Source organism: Paenibacillus qinlingensis, from assembly GCF_013204845.1.
GTDB classification, from domain to species: Bacteria; Bacillota; Bacilli; order Paenibacillales; family NBRC-103111; genus Paenibacillus_E; species Paenibacillus_E qinlingensis.
In genome coordinates this window covers 80,853-103,882 of the sequence record NZ_JABMKY010000011.1, presented here as the reverse complement: position 1 = coordinate 103,882, position 23,030 = coordinate 80,853, and the positions used below count along the sequence as shown (strand labels likewise).

General features: G+C 44.8%; 16 protein-coding genes. 4 read left to right on the top strand and 12 right to left on the bottom strand.

Annotation, left to right across the window (positions count from 1 at the left end):
* The first annotated feature begins 107 nt into the window (after positions 1–107).
* Positions 108–1,649 (top strand): stalk domain-containing protein, encoded by a 1,542-nt coding sequence (locus HQN88_RS20055; RefSeq protein WP_173115830.1) that lies wholly within the window; start codon positions 108–110, stop codon positions 1,647–1,649.
* Positions 1,650–1,702: 53 nt separating this feature from the next.
* Here HQN88_RS20055 and HQN88_RS20050 read toward each other — a convergent pair whose 3' ends face one another.
* Together HQN88_RS20050 and HQN88_RS20045 are read right to left on the bottom strand one after the other, a co-directional pair.
* Positions 1,703–3,811, bottom strand: coding sequence for a stalk domain-containing protein (locus HQN88_RS20050; RefSeq protein ID WP_173115828.1), 2,109 nt, complete (start codon positions 3,809–3,811; stop codon positions 1,703–1,705).
* Positions 3,812–3,832: 21 nt separating this feature from the next.
* Positions 3,833–5,743, bottom strand: coding sequence for a leucine-rich repeat domain-containing protein (locus tag HQN88_RS20045; RefSeq protein ID WP_173115826.1), 1,911 nt, complete (start codon positions 5,741–5,743; stop codon positions 3,833–3,835).
* A 317-nt stretch (positions 5,744–6,060) separates the two neighbouring features.
* On the opposite strand from HQN88_RS20045, the gene HQN88_RS37365 reads away from it, so the two are divergent.
* Entirely contained in the window at positions 6,061–6,336 is a 276-nt protein-coding gene (locus HQN88_RS37365; protein WP_216855769.1) for a hypothetical protein, read from the top strand.
* A 231-nt stretch (positions 6,337–6,567) separates the two neighbouring features.
* Here HQN88_RS37365 and HQN88_RS20035 read toward each other — a convergent pair whose 3' ends face one another.
* Positions 6,568–7,356, bottom strand: coding sequence for a TetR/AcrR family transcriptional regulator (locus tag HQN88_RS20035; RefSeq protein WP_173115823.1), 789 nt, complete (start codon positions 7,354–7,356; stop codon positions 6,568–6,570).
* Between the two features lie 216 nt (positions 7,357–7,572).
* Between HQN88_RS20035 and HQN88_RS20030 the strand changes: the two genes are divergently transcribed.
* Entirely contained in the window at positions 7,573–9,030 is a 1,458-nt protein-coding gene (locus HQN88_RS20030) for an esterase-like activity of phytase family protein (RefSeq protein WP_173115821.1), read from the top strand.
* 66 nt (positions 9,031–9,096) lie between these two features.
* Here HQN88_RS20030 and HQN88_RS20025 read toward each other — a convergent pair whose 3' ends face one another.
* Complete coding sequence (locus HQN88_RS20025; protein ID WP_173115819.1) at positions 9,097–11,460, bottom strand: AraC family transcriptional regulator; 2,364 nt, start codon at positions 11,458–11,460, stop codon at positions 9,097–9,099.
* A gap of 609 nt (positions 11,461–12,069) precedes the next feature.
* Between HQN88_RS20025 and HQN88_RS20020 the strand changes: the two genes are divergently transcribed.
* Positions 12,070–12,216: a hypothetical protein gene (locus HQN88_RS20020; RefSeq protein ID WP_173115817.1), complete on the top strand. Its 147-nt coding sequence runs from the start codon at positions 12,070–12,072 to the stop codon at positions 12,214–12,216.
* A 55-nt stretch (positions 12,217–12,271) separates the two neighbouring features.
* Here the strand turns inward: HQN88_RS20020 and HQN88_RS20015 are convergent, their stop codons facing one another.
* The 8 genes from HQN88_RS20015 to HQN88_RS19980 all read right to left on the bottom strand — a co-directional run bounded on the left by HQN88_RS20015 (position 12,272) and on the right by HQN88_RS19980 (position 22,943).
* Positions 12,272–13,945, bottom strand: coding sequence for a response regulator transcription factor (locus tag HQN88_RS20015; protein ID WP_173115815.1), 1,674 nt, complete (start codon positions 13,943–13,945; stop codon positions 12,272–12,274).
* A 26-nt stretch (positions 13,946–13,971) separates the two neighbouring features.
* Entirely contained in the window at positions 13,972–15,708 is a 1,737-nt protein-coding gene (locus tag HQN88_RS20010) for a sensor histidine kinase (RefSeq protein WP_173115814.1), read from the bottom strand.
* Positions 15,709–15,782: 74 nt separating this feature from the next.
* Positions 15,783–16,802, bottom strand: coding sequence for a zinc-dependent alcohol dehydrogenase (locus HQN88_RS20005; protein WP_173115812.1), 1,020 nt, complete (start codon positions 16,800–16,802; stop codon positions 15,783–15,785).
* Positions 16,803–16,820: 18 nt separating this feature from the next.
* Positions 16,821–17,708, bottom strand: coding sequence for a carbohydrate ABC transporter permease (locus HQN88_RS20000; protein ID WP_173115810.1), 888 nt, complete (start codon positions 17,706–17,708; stop codon positions 16,821–16,823).
* A 36-nt stretch (positions 17,709–17,744) separates the two neighbouring features.
* Positions 17,745–18,704 carry an ABC transporter permease gene (locus HQN88_RS19995; RefSeq protein ID WP_246320348.1) on the bottom strand — a complete coding sequence of 320 codons (960 nt, stop codon included), beginning with the start codon at positions 18,702–18,704 and terminating at the stop codon, positions 17,745–17,747.
* 88 nt (positions 18,705–18,792) lie between these two features.
* Complete coding sequence (locus HQN88_RS19990; RefSeq protein ID WP_173115808.1) at positions 18,793–20,394, bottom strand: type 2 periplasmic-binding domain-containing protein; 1,602 nt, start codon at positions 20,392–20,394, stop codon at positions 18,793–18,795.
* A gap of 542 nt (positions 20,395–20,936) precedes the next feature.
* Positions 20,937–21,962, bottom strand: coding sequence for a LacI family DNA-binding transcriptional regulator (locus tag HQN88_RS19985; protein ID WP_173115806.1), 1,026 nt, complete (start codon positions 21,960–21,962; stop codon positions 20,937–20,939).
* Between the two features lie 171 nt (positions 21,963–22,133).
* Entirely contained in the window at positions 22,134–22,943 is an 810-nt protein-coding gene (locus tag HQN88_RS19980) for a phytanoyl-CoA dioxygenase family protein (RefSeq protein WP_173115804.1), read from the bottom strand.
* Positions 22,944–23,030: the final 87 nt, after the last annotated feature.

The following is a 23,030-nucleotide window of genomic DNA, read 5'->3' as shown; positions in this document are numbered from 1 at the left end:
GATTGAGCGGCATTTTGCGCAATAATCCAAAATAACGAAGGGATACGATGCTCCGATGAAGAATGAGTATGTAAATCATTTGAAAATAAGGAGTATGATACCTTTACATGGTTATTCAGTCTAAGATTTTAGTCAAAACGGCATTAGCGTTAGGCTTAATGTTGAGTTTCGCCATTACGTCTTCTATTCCAAAGACCCACGCTGAAGAAACTCAAGTTGGTTGGAAGGATATCGCTGTTGGAGGGCGAGTTAGCCTAGGAATCAAAAACGATGGCAGTGTCTGGGCTTGGGGAGAAACAAACCGAAATGGTGTTTTTGGCAATGGAGAAAAGGGTCCAAGTGCTACGAATACGAAATTTCCTACTCAGGTGAAAGAATTGAATGATGTCATCTCCATCGCCGCTGGTTCCGAGCACGCTCTCGCCGTTAAAAAGGATGGTACAGTGTGGGTATGGGGTGATAATTTAGGCGGGCAAGTCGGTGACGGTATGCAGACGATACTTGAGACAGGTTCAGGAAAAATGGTTACAGATAATAACCGTGCTCTCCCACATCAGGTCGAAGGATTAACACATGTCGTTTCCGTTTGGGGAGCTTGGGGGAAAAGCTATGCAATTAAAGATGATGGAACACTATGGGCCTGGGGAGGCATCTACTATAAGAAACCCGATGGATCTACGGGTACCTACACGTACCCTGTCCAATTAAGATTTCAAAATGTGAGCAGCATATCTACGGGATTTGGCGACAACCTGTTAGTTCTGGATAAAGACGGAACGGTATGGACAATAGACCGAGGAGCCATCGTTAAAATTGGCGGACTCAGTGATATTACAGCTGTCGCGGCAGGTGGAGTCAACTCCTATGCCCTACAAAAGGACGGTACCGTCTGGGCATTTGGGTCAAATGGTCAAGGTGCTATCGATGGACAGAACCTCGCTACTAGTAAATCCGCTCCCCAGAAGATACAAGGCATCAAGGACATTGTCGATATCCGTGCTACCGCTGGCGGTCCCCTTTATTTGAAGAAAGATGGTACTGTTTGGGCTAGCGGTAATAACCACGGTGGTCAATTAGGGATTGGATCTTATGAGAATAGTGATGTTCCTGTACAAGTAAAAAACTTGATGAAAGTCACTAAAATCGGAGCACATGGGACTGGGTTTCGTTCCATGGCAGTTAGAGAAGATGGCACACTTTGGTCGTGGGGAAGCGGTTATTCAGGTGATGGTACGGAGTGGTATCGGACTGAACCGGTTTGGATTAAAAGTACTGATGATGAAGTAGCACCTCAAACTACGTTGATCTCTGTACGTCTAGATGGGACATTGCTCTCGTTCGACCAGCAGCCTACGATCATTAATGGCAGTACACTGGTTCCCTTACGTAAAATCTTTGAAACATTTGGAACCGTCGTTACCTGGGATGCTACTACCTCAACCATTTCAGCAACGAAGGGTAACAGCACCCTGACCTTGATCGTCGGAAACCCCACGGGCATCTTGAATGGGAAGTCGATTACGCTTGACGCTCCTCCTACCATTGTGAATGGGAGCACGCTAGTGCCTGTCCGTTTTATAACCGAGTCGTTAGGTACCAAGGTTGCTTGGGTTCCTGAAACGCAGACCGTTAACATCCTCACGAAATGAAAAAAGGCCATTCCTTCTTAAAGAAGGATGGCCTTTTTCGCGTACTCGCAAGGTTAGTCCAGTGTGATGAAATCGAAATCGATGTACCGATCCTGCTGCAGTTTCATTTTCTCTTCCGCCTTTAATGCTATCACCATAACCTCTTCATCATCATTCTCCACCACAGCGAACTGATATCCACTTGGCTTAATCATGTCATTTATTTCCTTGAGTAAACCATAGGTATTCAAATAACTACCCTCATGCTCAGGATGAATGACTCGCTCTTGACCATTCAACTTAAAGCTAACAGTAATTGGCCCTTCTTCTGCGTCCCAGATTTCCTTTATATCGGTTGGCTGAAATGCCCCACGGGAAATCTTGCTCCACTGTTCTAATGTAGTTAAGTAAGCATTTTTCCCCTTACTGACATCTAAATCCCAATCCTCTACCCAAACACGGTCTTCGTCTGCTATTAAAAGTGAGAGTTCTGCTAAATCATTGTAATACTTGCTAGAATCGAAAGGATTCCAATCTGTAAACTTCTTTTCTAATTCCAGCATTTTGTTATCAAACTCTTGACTTGTCAGTCCCTTAACACTTTCAAAAAAACCTAATTTCCGATAATAGCGCGCTGCTTCTAATAATCGTTCAGTAGGTTTAAGCTGACCAAACTTCTCCTTACTTAACTGATAGGGTGTTTTTATTTCTTCTAAAGTTTGTAAGATATTTTGATAGTCTTTGTTAATTTCCGAGTAAACGAGTTCTCCCGAGAAAAGAAACACATTAAAATAGCTGTATTTCCCGTCTATTATTGTATGGGTGACTGTAAGATCTTCACCATTCGTTCCATTGACTGAATAGGAAAATTGAACGGCATCCAAACCATTAATCCGTAACGATTTCCCTGCGGAAAACTTGGTAATTTTCTTTGGTTCCAATGATTTTTTTATAGCCACTTCATATTCCTCAAGGGTCAGAATTTTATCAAATAGTGACTTCGATTCTGAAGTAGATATCAAAGCGTTATTTCCGCTCGTAGCAAATATTTGGTAATTCAAGTTAGCCGGAGGCTCTTTACTCAGCCAATTACCTCCCAATGTCACTTTTAACTTTTCATCAGGAGTAACAATAGTTCGCGTAGATTGAAGATAAATCGTTTTCGAACTGCTTTCCCAAGTCACTACAAATTTGGACGCTTCTCCGACAAACCGGATGGGCACAAAAATACTGCCTTCGATATTTCTCGGCGCAACGGTTAGCGCATTGGAATCGCCGTTTAAGGTAGCTTTTGGATTATCCACCTGTAGAGTAATCTTCGCTCCTTGCTTCTCTGCTTGGATCGTTCGTGTTGTCTCATCCCACTGAATAACAAAACCTAACTTTTCAAAAAGAGGTCGGAACTGTACCAACGTCGTCCCCGCATCTACCAATGGAGCAAGATCAAACAGAACGCGGTCGTCGTTCACTAATACAGATATGCCTGAAACCTTGTCGGATGAAGCAGAAGCCCGATTTACCGCAACCCCTGATTGTTCCAACTGGTCCAACAGCGCGTTAGACTTTTCATTAAGAGAATCTTTGGTAACATAGATTTGGCGTAGTTTATTCATTACTCCGATCGATGAGATATCTGTAACCGGGTTATTTGAGACATCCAGCCATCCAAGCTTAAGTTTGGTAAGTGGTTGAATATCCTTAATTTTATTGTTACTTGCCAGTAAGTCTGTCAGACCAGTCAGACGAGAAAAACACCCAATTTCCTCAATTTGATTATTGGAAATGACTAACTTTCGTAAGTCAGACAGATTCGCGATCGGACAAGCATTTTGAATTTGATTATTATTAATAGCAAGAAACGTTAAATTATACAAACTACCTAGGGGACTGATATCGGTAATTTCTTGATTAGGCAAGTATAATTGTTCCAGATTACGTGCCATATTCAGACCTTTTACACTCTTAATTTTCTCTTTTCCCTTCGGATATAGGGACGTTAGTTTTTGTAAATTTGTATAATCCAGTACTGTACCCTCTTCTAATTTCAGCTCTGCCCGAATTTCTTTTTCGAGAACTGCATCCTCGATCTTCACTTCTGGCGAAGCACCATATGTGTGAGTTGGGACCAAGCCGCTCCATGATAATATTCCGATGAAAACAATGGCGAGAATTTTGTATTTCATTTTTCATACCTCCATTTCAATTTACTTGCTTACAATTACAACCGTTTGATTCATCTCATCCCACTCTACCTTAGCGCCGAGCGTTTCGCTGACAAATCGGACGGGCACAAACGTCGTTCCATTCTGTATCTTAGGTGTAATGTCTAACTGAATGACACTGCCATTCACGAATGCTTCTTTCGAATCAATCGTTAATTGGACCTCCTTATCTCCTTTCGTCGCTTTGACCGTACGCGTTTGCTCGTCCCACGTCACACTTGCGCCTAGAGCGTTGAAAATTCGACGCATCGGAAGTAAGACACTCCCCTCTTCACGCAGAGGTTTCTCATCATTAGAAAAGATTTGAATATCATTATTGATCTTCACTGTAAGCTCATTGCTATACGAAATGACTACACCGCTGTTCTTAGCAGTCTCTATAAATTCTAGCGATCTATCATCAAGTGGATTGTTCCCAACGTGAATCTCCCACAGTTTTGGATGGTCATTTAGTGCTTCAATATTGGTGATCTGATTGTTAGCCAGAATTACCTTTGTTAACTTCACAAGCGTAGTTAAAGCCGAAATATCCTTAATCTGATTGAAACTCACATCTAGATCCCATAAGGTTGAAAATCCCTTGATTCCCGAAATATCAGTGACATTACTATTGGATACACTTAAACTCACTAATCGACGAAGGTCTTTTATTGGAGTTAGATCCTGGATGTTATTTCCGTTAAGAGAAAGGTAATTTAATCGCTCCAGGTTAGATAAATATGAGATATCAGAGAGATCATTGTATCCCAATGTTAAAAAAGAAAGAGATGTCATTTGCCCAAGCCTTGTAAAGTCTTGCACCGGAACCCTATCCAGAAATAGCGTTGATAGTTTATGTAATTGCACTAATGGCGTAATATCGGTAATTGGATTATAGCTGAGTTGTAAATCGGACAAGTTCGTCATAAGTAACAACGGATTCAATTCAGTGATTTGGTTATTCATTACGTTCAGATGTTCTAAAGAAGTCAACTTCGTTAGCGGTCTAAGGTCTCGGATCTGATTTTTAGAAAGGTCGAGTCGAGTCAAACTATGCATGTCCTGCAAGAAAGTCAGATCTTCGATACCAAAGTTGGAAAGATCGAGCCAATACAGTTTTTTTAGTTTTTGAATAACTGAAAAGTCCTTAATTGGGTTGTCATCAAAACTTAGGATGGTAAGCCCCGGCATGTTTTGGATAACTTGGATATCTGAAATGTGATTGCGGTTGATTGACAGTGATGTTAGCTTCGTCAATTTGTTCAGCATGCTAATATCTTCGATTTCATTACTGCCTATGTATAGTGAGGTTAAATTAGTCAAGCTTGAGAGTGGGGAAACATCTTTAACATGATTAAAAGAAACTTGCAATGAAGTTAGGTTCACCAACCCATGTAACGGCGATATGTCGTAAATTTCGTTACCATAAAGAGTTAATACTTCGAGTTTAGTTAATCCACTTAGAGGCTCCAGATTTCGTATTTTATTATCGTACAAGCTTATATCTTTTAAATTAATCAATCTGCTTAAAGCGCTAATATCGGTTAATTCATTATGATTAAAATCAAGAGATACAAGATGTGTTAAATTAGCAATCGGCGTTAAATCAGATATTTTATTTTCCCCCATACGAATAGAGGTTAGATTTTTAGCATATTCCAGGCCTTGTAAGCTTTTAATTCCTAACCAGCTTGCTTCTGAAATTGACTGCAGTGTCAACATATCCTTCTCTGTTATCGGCGCATCTGAAAGTTTCAACTGTTTCCGAATTAACGCATCTAAAGCGGGATCTTCGATCGTCACCACAGTTGTCGATTCCGCATGGACTGTACGCGAACCCCCTATGAATTGCCCTATGGATAAAAGAAGTAGAACAACTGCAACAAGCCACATATATTTCTTAATTAATCTCAAGATCTTATCCTCCTATTAAAATTCACCTTAAAGCCTCTCCCCATTATAGTAGAGCGAAACCCCATGAGTATACTAAATATTACAAATTATCCTATCTATGAAATGTAGACACTTCAACAGCCGTTCCGGTAGATAACGTTATGCTATCACCTTATCTCGTAGCAAATAGCTAAATATACCCATTTAACGTTATCGCATAACGCTATTCGCAGGAACAGCCTTCACCCCAAAAAAACAGCGCTTCGGCTATGCCAAGGCGCTGCTTTTTTGTATCAAGGTACCTATTACCAAAGTCGCTAAAGACGGGGGCTGTTGGGTTGGGGGTGGTGCTGGTGTTCTCGTTCGTGTTGGTGCTGGTGTTGGTGTTGGTGGTGTTGGTGTTGGTGTTGGTGTTGGTGTTGGTGTTGGTGCTAGTGCTGGTGTTGGTGTTGGTGCTAGTGCTGGTGTTGGTGTTGGTGTTGGTGTTGGTGCTGGTGCTGGTGCTGGTGCTGGTGTTGGTGTTGGTGTTGGTGTTGGTGTTTAACTGGAAATTGTACAGCTATTTCAGAGCAATCCACCTGAAAAATCGTATTAGATGGAAAACATGCAGCTAATTCTACCCAAACAACGAGCATTAGCCAATTTTCATGAAATTAGCTGTACAAAATCCATCTATTCTTCATTTGTATCGATTTTACGAAGAATTAACTACAGGAAATACATCTATTCACATAAAAGAGCAACCAAACAGGCTTGGGGGTTGGGGCTGGATAGGGGTGGTGGGGTGGTGGGGTGGTGGTGAGGTGAGGGGTGAGGTGGGATGGGGGAGGCTCCAGGGTCGGGGACTATTCCCCCTGCCCCACACTTTTCTCCCGCAAATAACACTCAATCCCATCCAATATCCGCTCGAGTCCGAAGGCCAGATCGTTGCCGATCGGATTCTCTGCCTCATCCGTGTAAGCCCCCGCCATTAAAATCGGATGCAGATTCGGGAAACGGTCTGGCTTCACCAACTGTTTTAGTGCTGCCCCATAATTAACGCCGCTAAATGTCTCTGGGCTCGCACCATCGCGGATAGCCTTATCCATGTCCCGTGCGATCAGACCGCAGGCCCGCGAATAGCTGCTAACGAGCAATAGAAATGACATTTTCTCAAAATCATTCAGCGGAAAATCCCGCATGATTCTCAACATCCAGTCGATCACCTGCAGATTGTTTGGTGCGAGGGGAACGCTCGTAATATGAATATCGCCGTACCACGCATGTTGGCGGAACACATCTACGCATGCCCAGACGTATTCCCCCATTTCTTCGCGCCAAGGTTTGCCGGGCACCTCCGGTGGTATCGGAATGTCGCACACCGCATCCTGCATCAGCACGAGCAAGTCTTCTTTGCTTGTGATGTAGCGATAGAGCGACATCGTCGTGTACCCCAACGATTGTGCTACTCTGCTCATCGACACCGCCGCAAGTCCATCGTTGTCAGCAATGGCAATCGCCGCGTCTACGATTTTTTTGATGCTTAACTCGCCTTTTGGCCCTCTGCGGGAAGGTTTAATAATTCCCCAGCTAAGAGCTACACCTGACGGTAAGCTCTGTATAATTTCATCATCGATCTCGTCACCGATCTCCATGTTGTTCCATCCTCCATTATCCTTGCAATCCGAAAATGTATACATCGTATACAGTATATCACAATCGCATTTGGATAGATTAATCGAAGCAATCAAAGATGACAATCTGAAAATTTACAATTCCGTAATATTCAATTTACACGCCCTTTACATAGGTTTGGTATAAGTAAGAAGTCAAGAAAAATGCGGGTAATAGCGAGGGGAGAACGACTACTAATGAAACGTAAATGGATCGTGTTGACATCTTTACTGCTTGCTCTTCCTGTGGCTGTTTCGGGAACAGTAACGGCTCAGCAAGTAAGTGGGGAAACTTCCGAGAATGTCGTGTATTCAAGCAATGGACAGGTGATCAAACCAGCTGCACCAGCTGTAAATTTGGACGGAAGCTTGTACATGCCAGTTCGTGCGCTTTCCGAAGCTTTGGGTAAATATGTCGATTGGGATGAGTTCCGTAACAGTGTATCTTTAACGGACAAGCCTGTTTTGACTGGGAAATACGAGCTTAAGGCACCAAATCTTGCAGAAGGCATTAAAATGGGAGTTGGCTCATCCTTAACACACATTCCAGGAGACCCTGATAATGTATTCTATACAACAGCTGATCGCGGACCAAACGGTCAACCTACGATCAACGGAAAAACAGTGCGCACGTTCCCACTGCCAGACTATACACCAACGATTTATAAAATCGAAGTAAGTAAGGGCGAAATTAATATTTTGGACAAGTTCCCTTTGAAGCTGTCGGGTATAGACCCTGTGTCAGGCAAAGCAACGATTACCGGACTACCTAATATTAAAGGTCGCGATGAAGAGCCTTATGATGCAAAAGGCGAAAAAGTACTGGCTTACGACCCGTACGGACTTGATATCGAAGGCTTAGCTTACAATCCAAAGGATGATACTTTCTGGATTTCTGATGAATATGGTCCATCCATTGTCCATGTGAAGCGTGACGGTACGATCATTGAGCGTATTGTGCCTAAAGGTTGGGCAAGTCAAGCATCCGCTCCACTTGTGCCATCCCGTGAGACACTGCCAGAGGTGTACAACAAACTTCGCCAGAATCGCGGAGCTGAAGCTGTAGGCATTACGCCTGATGGCAAATATATGTTCATGGCTATGCAAAATGCACTTCGTAATCCAGATAAAGCGATGGACAATTCACGTCAGGTACGGATTATTAAATTTGATCTAGCGACGCTTAACCCTGTTGGCGAGTTTGTATACGTCCTTGAGGATGCGAAGCAATTCAAAGATCTTGTTCAAGGAGATATTGTTATCTCCGATATGGTTGTCGTAAACGAGAACACGCTGTTAATCGATGAGCGAGATAAATTCGCTGGCGATAAAGCACAATTGAAGCGCATTTATGCCATTGACCTTTCAACAGCTACCAACGTTAGTGGCAAATACGACAGTGCGACAGCGGCAGGCAAAACGCTTGAACAAATGACGATTGCAGATTTGAAAGCCAATGGTATCCTGCCTACGACGAAACGAACGGTACTGGATGCAGTTGCCTTCAAGTTCCCTTATGAGAAAATTGAAGGTGTTTCACTTATTAATGGCGATACACTTGCTATCACGAACGATAACGATTTCGGCATTGACAGCACGACACCTGAAAATGGAACACTTCTTTGGACATTTAAGCTGCCATACACAATTAAATAGGCATACGTAACGAATAGACCCGGAAGTCCATTGATGGACAACCGGGTCTGTTTGCTTTTTTCTATATCAACGAGTCCGCTTTGCCATGTACTCCCTGGGCGTCATCCCGAACTTAGCCTTGAATAGCTTATAGAAATAACTCTCGTTCTCTACGCCTACGCGTTGCATGATCTCCTGGATGCTCAGCTTGGAATTTTCCATCCATTCCACCGCTTTATGAAGCTTTACCTGATTCACATATTCAGGAATCGACATCCCGAGGTGAATCTTGGATATTTTGCTCAACTTATAAGCAGGCAGCCTCATCATTTCAGAAATACTTGCAGCAGAAAGGGATGAGTCGAAGTAGTTGGAATCGATGATTTCCTTAATCGTATCGGCGACAACTTGGTTGCCTTGGATGCCCTTTTCTTCGCCCTCACTATGAATGGCACGTACCGCTTCCAAAAGAAGTACCTCGAATTGCTCTATCGTTTCCTCCTCATACAGCTCGCGACTCATCAGCCTAGCGGGAACAGCAATTGGCTCCTTACTCGTACGGTTCATCTCAAAAATCGTCTTCTTCAAATGGTGCACCACCTGCATACTGACCAGCATGATACTGCCATAGTCCAGTTTGCGAATGTGACCGAATACGTCACGCAGTCTTTCTTCTGTTTTGATCGCATTGCCTTTGGGAACGGCATCGGTAAATTTGCTCACTAACGTCAATACTTGCTCTACATCTACACTCCCCATGTTGGAAGCGATACGTGCTTGCGTAATGACAGACTTCGTTCCAAACACATACCGATAAGAACTGTTAGCTAAGGTTTCGTTATAGGCGGCAGCAATCGCTGTATATTCCGTAATGATATTGCTCACCGTTGCCGAAAAAGTGATATGATAATATTTTTGAATGTAGGTTTGCGCTTCTTGCAGCGATTGTTCCACCTGTTCCACGGAATCGCGTTGACCGTCATCCGTGTTCAATAGAATCGTAAATAAGTCATCTTTCATATCAACGATTTGGGCAACACCTATCTGAGATACGGCATCTGCCGTTACATTCGCAATCGCGAAGCGCAGCAGCTCTCTTTCGGCCAAACTTTTGTGGCTTAGGAATTTTTTATACTCATCGATGCGCAAAACACAGATTAAGAACGGTTTATCTTTCGTTAGGGCATCATTCAACTGCCTCAATACATCCTCAAATTCAGCTGCATTCATACTGTAGCTATCTGACATCAGCTTTTTCAAAAAGTAAATCTTCATAATGCTCGTATTGTTGTTCTTCTCTAAGTTGTATTCATAGAGCTGTTCTCGCGACTTCCGATACACCTCGGTCAAATAGGAAAACTCGTCTTTCACACCAGGCTTCAGGAAACCCTCACTTCCCGTTCCACCGGTCGATGTCTGTTCCATGAGCCGTCTTACTGGCTTGTATATGCCTCGAGAAACCGATAGCGTCAATAGCAACGCCCCGACAAATACAGCTCCCGTGATGATCACAATCGTATCCATCAGCTGTTTCAGATTCGCGTACACTTCTTTGTACGGCTTCGCTTCCAATAGCGTCCATCCTGTTTTTTCCAAATATATGTATGACACAATGAACTTCTCACCATTTACTTCGGACTCATAAAATCCAGCCGGCTCTCCCGCATGCACCCGATCTTGAGAAACCGACGTTTCGAAAGCTTGCTTGATTGTTACTGACGAAGGATTTTCAGCGATCACATGGTTAGTATCGGTTTCAATGAACTGATTTTTGTTGTCTAAAATGTATAAATCGCTCTGCGTTCGCGCATCAAACTGGTTAATCGTTCGAATGTTATCGACGAGCCAGTCCAATTTCACATTCAGAATGATGGCGCCATCCATCACCCCTTTGGCATCCACATTTTCAAACATGACATAACTCAGTACAGTATCATAGGTAGGGTTAGCAGAAGTGCCTCCGGTTTGCATTTTCCGCACAATCGCCTTTAAAGGGGTAATAGGAGAGTTCTGCGCAAGAACCTTATCTAATTCGGCATCCTTATGGTACAACTCACCGAATGTGGAGTAGTAGATTTTCTTATGGTTGTTATAGACATATACAGATTGAACGAACGGATAGTTAGCGACCACCGTCGCATTCAATTTGTTAATCGTATTCATATGATCATACGTCTCTTCGTCATTCAAATACATAAGCGCTTTGACATCATTATTTCCGTATGTAGAAAAAGTAAGCTTGCTAATCATCGTGTCCAAATAATCGATATTGTACTTCATTTGGGACAAGAGCTTCTGGCTTCCCTCGTATTCGCTTTGGAACACATTTTTTTCCACATTCACATAGATTAGGCTGGAAAATGAAAGTAAGATGAGCAAGATTATGCAGTTAATCCATAGGAAAATACGAAGTAAATACCTCTTTTCCTGAACAATTCGCCAAAGTTTCATGCCAGTTCCCCCGTCTCTATACCTCAATAACTCTCTCACTCTGCACGAATACATCTACCTTATTATAACGCTTTCAACAAAAACAGTCCCTACTGATTTGCATTGTAGGGACGCTGCGCGTCAACCGAAACTGCAGAAGACAGAAAGCAAAAAACAAAAGACAGAGATCAGCTTTTGGGTTACGATGGCTTTCCTTCCCCTCCCACTTAGCTTAAACTTCACCATCTGCAACTTGCTGTGCACTTTAACACGTTTATCACGACAGTACTGGGGATCAGGGATCCCAGTCATGGGGCTTCTCAGCGGGACCCGCTGGTCAGATTAACTGGAAAAACTACAGCTATTTCCCAACTATTTCGTCGCATTTTCGATCTAACTGGAAAATATGTAGTTAATTTCTTGCAGAAATGTTAATTACACGTTATTGGCTGCAATTAACTGTAAAAAATCCATCTATTCCTCATAATTCCACTAAAACGGTGTGAATAACTACATAAAATCCATCTATTACTTGCTAGAAGGTGTGAACGCGGACGGGACATGGTACGGGGGATGGAATATGCAGGCTACGTTGGATTAGCGGGATACCAATGAAGGAGATCAGCTAGTTTGAGTTCGGCGTCCGAGGGTACGGGGTGCGGGGTTACTGGTTACTGGTTACCGGTTACGGGTTACGGGTTACGGGTTACGGGTTACGGGTTACGGGTTACGGGTTACCGGTTACGGGTTACCGGTTACGGGGGATTTGAGGGATGAACAAGACAAAATTAAGGGAGACAGGGCGCTAGCCCCGTCTCCCTCACTCAACCACTTACCCCATCTTACTCTTATACTGCGTTGGGGTAACCCCTGTATGACTCTTAAACAACTTACAGAAATAGCGATAGTCGGAGATGCCGACTGCGCCGGATACTTCGTATATTTTCATCGTGGTCCGCTCCAGCATCTCGCTTGCTTTCTCCATACGAACCCGGTTCACGTATTCCAAAAAGTTCTCGCCGATCTCTTGTTTGAACATCTGCCCAGCGTACGAGGGATGCATATGAACAAGCTTGGCGAGCTCTGCCAGCTGCAAATCCGTTTGATAGTGCTCGCGAATGTAGCGGCACATCCATTGAATCTCTTTGCGTACGGTTACCGGCGGTTGGGCTTGCTGATTCCACCATTCGCAGACAGCATCAATGGTTGTCAGCCACCACTCACAGTACGTGTTCCACGTCGTCAACCGATCGATGCCACTTAACTTCGCAATGACAGTGTCTGGCAGCTTCACAAGTTCAGGTTGCAACATTTGTCTCGTCAAACGGAGCAAGTCCCCCGGATGAATCGGTGGCACGCCGAGCGTGATCATCACGGTTACAGCCTCGCGGAACGCCTCTACATTTTCACGCTGCAAAGCCTTGATGACAGCAGCTGTCCACTCCCTCGTCTGCTGTGCATCGAGTCGCCGAAGCACGATGGAGGGTTTCTCACCCTCGGAATAGAAATACGCAGCCAGTCCATCCCTGCCTTTGCGTATAAGATCGGCTAGCAGTTTACCTGTCCACCTTTGTTTCCCTAGCTCTTCTACAGATCCGATATGAACGATGCTTTTCGCGGAAGCATAGCTATTTACCGTTTCTTGCGCCATTCTTGCCAATTGGTTCAAATGAAAGGCAGGCACCTCTCGCTTTGACCCGATTACCAGTAGTAATTGGCTATGTTGCAGGGGCAGGATGGCCAATCCGTTACCATCGCCTAACATCTGCGCATCCAGTTTGGCATCAAGCATTTCGGCTAGTTGGCTTTGCAGCTGCTCAAGCTCCTCAAGTAATGGATCAACTTGCCCGACAGCTATCTTCGTGTTCGTATCCATGCTTAACTCTGTGCTTGTCTTCGAACTCACATTCGAACTTACCTCCGAACTCCCCTTCACGCGCCAGCCTATCGTTATTCCCGTCACATAACTCGCAGCTTCCACACCTGCCAGCCACTCACCTGGCACGGTAAGCTCTTGCATACTTCCATCGCCATCCATCAGTCGCTCTGTCCATTGGCGCTTCTTCGCCCATTCTTTCTCCCGCTCGAGCTTCAGCCGCATCTCCAACTTGAGATCAATATCGAGCTCTTGCTCCAGGTCCTCAGCCACCTTGCGGCAAGCTTCAAGAATTTGCTCTGGGGTTTGCGCCAACTTAATTAAGTAGTTATCGACACCTAACTCAATTGCCTGCCTTGCATATTCGAATTCACCATAAGCGGTTAAAATAACAATTCGGACGCGCGGCCACCTTTTCCGCACATAGGCCGCTAACTCCAAACCATTCATATTCGGCATTGTAATATCCGTAAGCAACAGATTGGGTACTTCCCGCTCGATCATGCTGATTGCTTCTTTGGCACTTGAAGCCGCGCCCATGAACGTAAATCCCCCGTCTGACCAAGGAATACGCTGCGCAAAGCGCTCCCTTACCCATTTCTCATCATCCACCATCAGTATTTTCAGCATGATCGTCTCGTCCCCTCTCCCCAACGCTATCCTTGCTCTCTCGACTCTACGGTCGGCAAATGAATCGTCACCGTTAACCCCTCATCCGGCTCATTGGCAAAATGCAGACCATACGGATACCCGAAAGTCATTCGTAATCGCTCTTGAACATTCCGCATGCCCAAATTGTTTAACCCTTTGTTCGCATTGGCAGCATCTGATTCCTCTAACAATACCTTCAGCTTATCCGGTGGAATTCCTGGTCCCGTATCGGAGACCTCCAGCACCACGCCTGCTCCCTCATGCTCTTTGCCACAAACGATAATATGATTGACACCATCTTTACTGAGTCCATAAAAAATACTGTTCTCAACCAACGTAATCAACGTCAGTTTCGGGATCGGCGTCGCATTATAGATCTCCGGAACTGCAATATCCATAACGAATACGTCCCCATACCTCAGGTTCATAATCTGCACGTAATTGTCTAATTGCGCTAATTCATCCTCAACCGTTACAATGTCCCCTACCTTGTCTGTCGAGTACTGCAGCAAACCCATCAACGAGCGAATCATCTCGCACATCTCCTGCGTTTGCCCCGTTTCCCCCAAACAATAGATCGCATTCAGCGTATTATTCAGAAAATGGGGATGAATCTGCGATTGCAGCACCTTCAGTTCATGATGCCGCTTCTTTTCTTCCGCTACGCGCAAATCGTCAAACAAGGACTGGATGTCATCCATCATGCCGTTGAAACCATTAGCGATATGCGTAAACTCATCATTGCGTTTGAGCTTGATGCGAGCCTCTAACTCCCCGCGCGCCGCCGCTTTAAATTGTTTTGTTATCGCTGTCACTGGCTTGCGAATATAGTTCGTAATCCATACGGATAAGATGAAGGCAAGGAGGATCGCCACTAGCAAAACAAACACCAATTGCTGCTTCAACGAGTCAATAAGCGGAAAAGCTTGCGACTCCTCAATAACGGAGAAAACGAACCAATCCCAGCGATTTTGATTAGAACTAAGGACCATATAGTTGCCAAATGAGGTGTGAACGGTGTTAAAGGAAGTACCGCTTTGTTGTGTAAGTCCCTGTAACGCCGCTTTCATTTCCAAATGATTGAGATACGTCTTCGGGTACGCTAGGTACGTGTTCGTGGAGAGGTAATCGCCTTGGCCTGTAAACAGATAGATGCGCCGCTGATTATCCGGATCGTCTTGAATAATCTGTGGTCCGGTAAGCGCATTTAAGTTGACATCCATGGCCACCACTCGCCGGTTGTCGATTTGCTTAGAGACTGTGAGGACAAAGTGGTCGTTGATTGTATGAGGAGGGCTCCACCAGAAGCCCGTTTTACTCGTTTGATTGGTAATTTCAGCTATGCGTTCTTCCGGGACATAAACACGATAACCAAACGGAGAGGAGATTCGTACCGTGTTATCTTCGATGACATAAATACTAGCGATCTCCTCCTGATGGTAGGACAACACATTTTCCATGAGTTGGACGAAATCTTTTTCCCCCATATTATAGAGGACTGGCGTGGAGAGGAAAATCAATTGCGTTTGGATATTATTCATTAAGGTTTTAATATAATTTTCGACTTGTACAACGGAGCCTTGCAGCACTTTTTCGTTGTTTTGCTTGATGGGTTCGAATAGCCGTTGGTAGCTGAATACGCCGATCACCAGAAACAGCACGATAACCGACATAAAGGTAAGAATGAAAAGTTTGGTGGAGACGCTGGAAATGAAGTTAGTTCTTCTAAGTGGACGAAACATGCCAGAACCTCCTATACCCTACAATCCCTTATGAAAACTCCTCTATATAGTATAGAAAAATAATAGAAATTTAACTAGCATTCATTGCTAGAATCTCCATAACGGACAACGACGCCCAGCACTTGCTGTGGCGCTTTACGGTATAAGTCATAAGCTTCTCCAATACGGTCCAATGGCAAAATGTGCGAGATTAGCGGCGCGATGCTCAGCTTCCTCTCGGCCAATAAACGAATATATTCCGCCATATTGCGGCCTTCAGTCCAACGAACAAGTCCGATTGGATAGTCGATACCCTTCTTCTCGTAATCGCCTAGGTATCGTCCAGGTCCACCTGCACGGGAGATGAGGATTTGCGCTTCCTTTTGAAACATGAGCTCCCGATTGAACGTCATGTTCACATCACCAACGATAACTATCTTGCCCTTATCGCGGATCCAACCCAACGCCTTATCGATCATCTCGCTGTTGCCGCCACCGACACATAGAATGACTGCATCCACACCAGCTCCTCCGGTTATATCCGGGAGGTTACGTATCAAGTCACCTTCGTTAGTATAAACAAACCGTGTACCCGAGGCGGTTAGTTTCTCCGCACGCTCGGTTACACGATCGATTCCGATGACGATATTCGCCGAGGCTTGAGCTATTTGGCCTACCATCTGCCCCAGTATGCCTAAGCCAACAACGAGAACCGACTCGCCGAATCGCAGATCGGCCTGCCGTAAGGCATGAATAGCAATAGCGCCGAGCCCTACATGAGCCGCTTCTTGGGCATCCACTTGCTGGGGCAAGGGGACCACCAGATGCTTCGGGACTTTTAGAAGCTCGGCATGACGAACAAACGGCGAACCATAGCAGGCGACATGGTCCCCCTTTTTCACATGCGTAATACCTGTTCCGACTTCTTTAACCTGACCCATGGCACTATAGCCTAAGAAAATCGGTTCGTTAGATCGGATGTCCTTCAGCATCATTTCAGTGCCTGGACTGATCGCAGAATATACCGTTTCAACCAATACGTAGTTGGCTTCGACCGCCGGCTCCTCCGTGTCTATGACTTCTACGCTGCCTTCTCGTGCAATAACTGCTCTCATAGTTGTTACAATCCTCCATTACCCCTTAATTGAACCCAGCAATGCGCCTTTCACAAAATACTTTTGCAAGAAAGGATAAACAATTAATAACGGCAATGTTGCCACAACAACGACGGCCATCTTGATCGTTTCTGGCGGCAGGGCATCCAGTACGAGTGAATTAATTGACAGCTCTGTCGAGACATTCGGCGTTTGAATCATACTTCGAAGCACGACCTGCATCGGCATGAGTGATTTGTCAGAGAGATAGAATATCCCTTTGAAATATTCATTCCAATGGGTCACACCATAGAATAGACCAATCGTCGCCATAATGGGTGCAGACAGCGGGAGGACGATGCGGAACAAAGTTGCTAATTCGCCACATCCATCAACTCTCGCAGCTTCTTCTACTTCAGCAGGGAGATTCTCGAAGTAGGTTTTGACAATCAACAAATTAAAGGTAGACACCATACCGGGTATCACGAGTGCCCAGACCGAATCATATAAGCCAAGGCTGCGAACCAAAATATAAAGCGGGATTATTCCCCCACTGAAAATCATCGTAAACACCAGTGCCATCAGGATAAAGTTGCGGCCTGGCACCGACTTTTTGGATAAAGGATAGGCTAGTAGGGTCGTCACAATCAGATTCAGCGTCGTCCCTACCACCGTGATGAAAACGGTAATCTTCAAGGCTTGCGGGATTCGTGGTGAACCAAATATTTCTTTATAAGCTTGCAACGTAATATGCTCAGGCCAGATCACGAAACCACCGTTTTTCATGACTTCCACATAAGGCGTAATGGAGACGATAGCCACATAGTAGAGTGGGAATAACGTAATCAAGGCGAACAAGCCCAAGACTGCATAAATTACCACATCTACCGCATGATCCCCTTTGGTTTTATGACTCACAAATGACATGCGAATCGCCTCCTACTCCGTCTTTGTCGTATACCATTACCATATGCCAGAGCCTCCCATTTTCTTAGCAAGTCTGTTTGCGCCAATCACGAGCACCAGTCCAATGACCGATTTGAATACACCCATGGCTGCAGCCACACCAAACTCGAGACGCTCGAAACCGTAGCGATACACCCAGGTATCCACAATATCTCCAACATCATAGACTCGTGCATTTAAAAAGATGAAAACCTGATCGAAGCCTGCATCCAAGATGCCCCCAATACGAATAATCAGCAGGAGCACGAAAACATCACGGATACCCGGCAACGTAATATGCCAGAGCTGACGCCAACGTCCTGCACCATCCACGACGGCAGCTTCATAAAGTTCCTGGTTAATGGATGCCAAAGCTGCTAAGTAAATAATCGCTCCGAATCCAGTATTTTTCCATATTTCTGTAAGTACCAGCAAAGGCCTAAAAAAGTCCTTGTTCGTTAGTAAATCAATCGATCCCCAACCCATATCGCGTACGAAGGTACTGATCAAACCTGATCCTGGGGCGAGGAATGAAAAAGCTAAACCATACACAATGACCCACGACAGAAAATAGGGTCCGTACGTAATTGTTTGTACAACGCGCTTAAACCATCTGACCCGGACTTCATTCAGCATCAGTGCAAGGATCACATCCGGTACCATGCTGCCGACGATTTTGTAAATACTAATCAATAAGGTGTTTCTCATAATGCGTATAAATTCAGGATTGTCAAAAATGACACGAAAATTATCAAACCCCACCCAAGGGCTTCCCCAGATGCCCTTCATGAGATTGTAGTCTTGAAAAGCAATCAAAGCACCCATCATCGGAGCGTAGTGAAATAATGCATAGTAGACTAACCCAGGGATCATCATGAGGTAAAACCATCTGCTTAGATATATACTGCGTAGCTTGCCCTGCCTCATCGGGCGTGAAACGGTAGGTTTCTCTTGTCTTGCAGCTATGGTTTCCGCCATCGCCATCTCCTCCTAGTTGTCTAATCCATTTAGAAGGCAGAAGGAAACCCTTGAACTTTCCTCGGGTTCCCCTCGATGCCTGTTAAGCTTATTTGAAATCGTTCAGCTTTTTATCCTTCAGTGCCCCGTTAATTTGCTTCGTATACTCCGTGAAAATTTCTCTGCCTTTGAATTTCGTCATCAGCTCTTCACGGTATTGCGGCCAGTTTTTGCCGCTTTTGTCTTCCAGCACCGCTTTGATGTGGAATTTACTCATTTCTTTGCGGAAATCTCCGATATTAATGCCAGCAGGAGGAACTAAGCTCACAGGAGGCAAAGCGTTATGCTTCGGAAAGCTCTCAACTGTTTTCAAAATCGCACGGTCATGCTCAGAAATACGGGAATCGATTAGCTCAAATCCAAGAATATTCGGCTCTTCTGGTGTAAAGGCAGCGTACACGTTCAACCAGTTGCCAGCTTTTGCAATATCCGCTTCGAAGTTAGCTACGTTCAACGTAATCTTGTTGCCTGCTTTGGTATAATGTTTGCCTTCTTGACCATAGTGCGTCAGTAGGAAGCCTTCTTCACCTGTTAACCAGTTGAGAATTTCCAAGGAGCGCTTCACTTTATCAGGGGTTTTATCAGCAGTTGTTTTGCTTATAAGGATCGTATGTTCAGGCACGTTGTATTTCCAAAGAATCGGCTTATCCAATGGGAAAATAGGCTGCCAATTCGCTTTAGGATCAAGCGCCTTAGAACGGTTTTGTACACTAGTAGCTGAGCTGTCCAATGCAGTATTTTTATCGAGACTAAAGATCATACCAACTTTGCCTTGAGCCGCTTTATCAAAATGAGCAGGTGCCTTATTCAGGAACCAATCCGGATCTACAATCCCTGCATTGTTCCATTCCACGACTTGATCTAGGACACCTTGCACTTTAAGATCCGTGCGGTTGTCCACGTAGCTGTTATCCGTAATTTGGAAATCGGCAACAAAGCCGTTATTTAACCATTGCGGGAAATCAAAAGGTAACGTTACACCACTTCCTGCTGCTGAGAAGCCATACGTATCTTGCTTGCCGTTGCCATCTGGATCACCTTTGGTGAATTGCGTCATAACATTGGTCAATTCGGCGTAATTCTTCGGAGCTTTAAGCCCTAGCTTATCTAGCCAATCCTGACGGATATACCAAGACGCATAGGAGTTACGTTGGAAAGGATCAATCGCCCGCGTGAATTCCCCTTGCTTGAGCTGGAACGCGTCTACTTCATCTTTGGACACCCATTTGAAGTAGTTCGGTAAGGCTTCTTTGGTGAAGTAAGGAGTTAAATTAGCTGTGATACCATCCGTGATGTATTTCTGTGACTCTGCACCGCCTGCGATGAAAAGATCAGGAGCTGCTCCTCCCGCCAATGTGGCATTAAGCTTGTCATGGTACTCTTTGCCCATCACCATATAATCAATTTTCAAATCTACGTTGAATTTCTCTTCAATAGCTTTCTTCACGAAATCTTTGTCCCCAGAAGGCAAGGTCACATTCGCTAAGTATCCGCTGGCTACAGACCAGTTCAAAGAAAGTTTTGCTGGCTTCGCCGTTCCCGTCGCATTGGGTGATCCTGTTGCGGTTGATGGTGTTTCTGTGGCTTTGTTGTCCGAACATCCTGTAAGCGCAAACATGGTGGCGAGTCCTAATAGTGTCAATTTTTTCATTGTACAAACACCCCTCCTATTTATACTTTCGTGAGCTGTGGAGCAAACATTTAATTCTTACCTGCTTGGCTAGCTAATTGGTAACGTTTACTTGTTCTTAGTATAGGTCGGTTGCATAGTCGAAACTAGCAGACGATTTCAAGAAATAGTGGAGATAATGCAGAACTAACTTAAAAGTGTGTAATTATTATGATGTTGTGGACTTACTCTTCTTCACGTGGCTTTTTCACGTACACGAATGGGTCGATATAATCCTATTTCCTCCGATTTAGGCCCTCATTTTCAGCTGCGACTACTCCCCAGACGTCCAATAGTTCGAAATTATCGAATTAATCTCCCTGTCTATCTCATTAAATCTTTATTAGTCCTAATTAACCCAACTAAATTGCCCCAAACAACCTCATCGCGTGGAAAATAAGCAAATAGTTCGGCAGAATCTGATTATTCTTCCTTTTCCAAATGAAATCCTCGTTTTAATTCGGAAATATCGGACTACAACAAAAAACGCCGCAAGCTCCCACAAAAGGAGACTGCGACGTTTTTCATTTCTCAGCTAGCCGAGTCGTTTCTCGTTCTATAAAAATAAGAGGGACTTCAAATTCTCGATCCTCGCTAGCCTCTACCGTATGTCCAAACTTATGAAGCAATTTCTGGATGGCCATTTGCGCCTGAAGCTCATAAGGAATGTCCCAGCTGGAGATGCCAGGATAACTATGCTTAGCCATATAGTCGTTATTAATACTGATCATTTGTAGGCGGTTTGGGAAGTCGATCTTTTGCCTATTGGCAGCCGACAGCAGCTTTAGTGCAACATGATCATCAAAGGCGATGATCCCCGTTCGCTTCGCTGGCCCCGTCACCACATCTTGGAGAAATGAGTCCACGTCCAGCTCTTTCATTTCAACGATGCGATGAGTAATCTCCACAGTCAGTTCCCCTAAACCCTGATGGAATCCATTTCGCCGCTGTTCATCAATCACAGTCGAATGCTTGCTGCCCACATAGATGAGTTCATCGCAGCCGCGCGCCACAAGTAATTTCGTTGATTGTCTGCAAGCCTCGGCAAAGCCTAAATTTACTGCCCCAACGGCAATACCCTCGGGCCAACCCCAGCCATTAATAAGCACTAGAGGCGTTCCGCTATTGACGATGGCGCGCGTGGAATCTTTCCCCATCGCTAAGCCATGACAGATGAGTCCATCCACTCTGCGCTGAAGCAACACTTCTAAGTTCCTTCGTTCAATCGTCGGATCGAATCCTCCTGAAGAAAAAACGGATAAATGATAACCCGCATGGTGGGCTTCCATTTGTAAAACTTCCGCTAACCGTCCGTAATAGCTCGTCAACCCAGGAACAATGAGGCCAATTTCAAAGGTTTTGTTACGACTCAACCCTGCTGCCATCGTATTGCGTCGATACCCCAGTTGCTCTGCCGCCAATTCGACTTTGCGAATCGTCTCCTTGGACGAACGGATTCCACCTCTATTTAGCACATTGGAGACCGTGGCAATCGATACTCCTGCTGCTGCTGCCACTTCTACAATGGTGACTTGTTTGGGTCTGCTCATATATGTTTCAGCTCCATCGGTTAAACGTTTAACTAGCTCCTTTAGATTAAATTGAAGCATTTAACCTGTCAAGCGAAATCCAATGGAATCCCTTCACCTTTGCAAAAAAAGAATCGCCCCTAAGACATGAACTATGCCCTAGAAACGATTCCTATCATCCGTTAATCCTAATTAATGGGGATATACGGTCTCAAATTCATCGCCGCAAGGTCCGCCACTTGGGTTAATCTCCAAGGAAACAGCTTCTCCATTTGCTCGATACAAAGGTCGATAATGATTGCTAATATGCGTCGCAGAGGCATTGGCGTAATGGCAGATGAACGCGCGGCGGAAGCGATCTTTGGTCTTATTGCGATAAGAACCATGAATCAGATTGCCATTGAAAAAGAGGACATCGCCGCGGTCCATGATGACCGGCATGGCTTTCTCGTCCTTCGGCGGCTTCACGTAGTGAGTCGTAAAGGATTCCTTCGAATCTGCGATATCGGGACACGAGATTTCAAGAGCATTCGTTTTCGGTACAACGAGCAAGCCCCCATTTTCCTCATCAGCCGCGTCAATCGCTGTCCAAGCCGCAATACAATTGCCTGGCTCCACCTGCAGATAAAAGTTATCCTGATGAAGCGCCTGCCCCCGAGAGCCTGGCGGTTTGTAATAAAACATACTTTGCGCAGCGAGTGCTTCTTCCTCATACAAATCTGCTAGGACCTCTAACACCGGCTGATGCAGCATGTAGGTTTTCGCAGTCTCATTAAACCGATGCGGGTGCATGACACGCGGGTAGCGTTTCAAAGGATCTACAACTTCAGCCGTCAACTCAGGCTCAAAATGACCTGGAATCGCTTGCTGGCTAATCGCTTCAAACGTTTCATCAATTAGGGCCAAATCACCCTCTGAAAATAACCCCTTCACGATCACATAACCCTCCGTCTCAAAATGCTGTTTCTGTTCCTTCGTTAATTTAATAAGTGATTGGGTCATCCTTAATCCCTCCAATTGAAGCTTTATTTCTATGACTTTAGCATATCGAAATAACAGGTCACATTGAAGTAATAATCTTGCTAAACA

What these genes read in the sequence shown, in the direction of transcription:
- HQN88_RS20015 (WP_173115815.1), bottom strand. Translation starts at nt 13,945, where the DNA reads ATGCTGAAAATACTGATGGTGGATGATGAGAAATGGGTAAGGGAGCGC.
- HQN88_RS19980 (WP_173115804.1), bottom strand. Translation starts at nt 22,943, where the DNA reads ATGACCCAATCACTTATTAAATTAACGAAGGAACAGAAACAGCATTTT.
- HQN88_RS19985 (WP_173115806.1), bottom strand. Translation starts at nt 21,962, where the DNA reads ATGAGCAGACCCAAACAAGTCACCATTGTAGAAGTGGCAGCAGCAGCA.
- HQN88_RS20000 (WP_173115810.1), bottom strand. Translation starts at nt 17,708, where the DNA reads ATGTCATTTGTGAGTCATAAAACCAAAGGGGATCATGCGGTAGATGTG.
- HQN88_RS20005 (WP_173115812.1), bottom strand. Translation starts at nt 16,802, where the DNA reads ATGAGAGCAGTTATTGCACGAGAAGGCAGCGTAGAAGTCATAGACACG.
- HQN88_RS20035 (WP_173115823.1), bottom strand. Translation starts at nt 7,356, where the DNA reads ATGGAGATCGGTGACGAGATCGATGATGAAATTATACAGAGCTTACCG.
- HQN88_RS20030 (WP_173115821.1), top strand. Translation starts at nt 7,573, where the DNA reads ATGAAACGTAAATGGATCGTGTTGACATCTTTACTGCTTGCTCTTCCT.
- HQN88_RS20050 (WP_173115828.1), bottom strand. Translation starts at nt 3,811, where the DNA reads ATGAAATACAAAATTCTCGCCATTGTTTTCATCGGAATATTATCATGG.
- HQN88_RS20055 (WP_173115830.1), top strand. Translation starts at nt 108, where the DNA reads ATGGTTATTCAGTCTAAGATTTTAGTCAAAACGGCATTAGCGTTAGGC.
- HQN88_RS19990 (WP_173115808.1), bottom strand. Translation starts at nt 20,394, where the DNA reads ATGAAAAAATTGACACTATTAGGACTCGCCACCATGTTTGCGCTTACA.
- HQN88_RS20025 (WP_173115819.1), bottom strand. Translation starts at nt 11,460, where the DNA reads ATGAAACTTTGGCGAATTGTTCAGGAAAAGAGGTATTTACTTCGTATT.
- HQN88_RS20010 (WP_173115814.1), bottom strand. Translation starts at nt 15,708, where the DNA reads ATGTTTCGTCCACTTAGAAGAACTAACTTCATTTCCAGCGTCTCCACC.
- HQN88_RS19995 (WP_246320348.1), bottom strand. Translation starts at nt 18,704, where the DNA reads ATGGCGGAAACCATAGCTGCAAGACAAGAGAAACCTACCGTTTCACGC.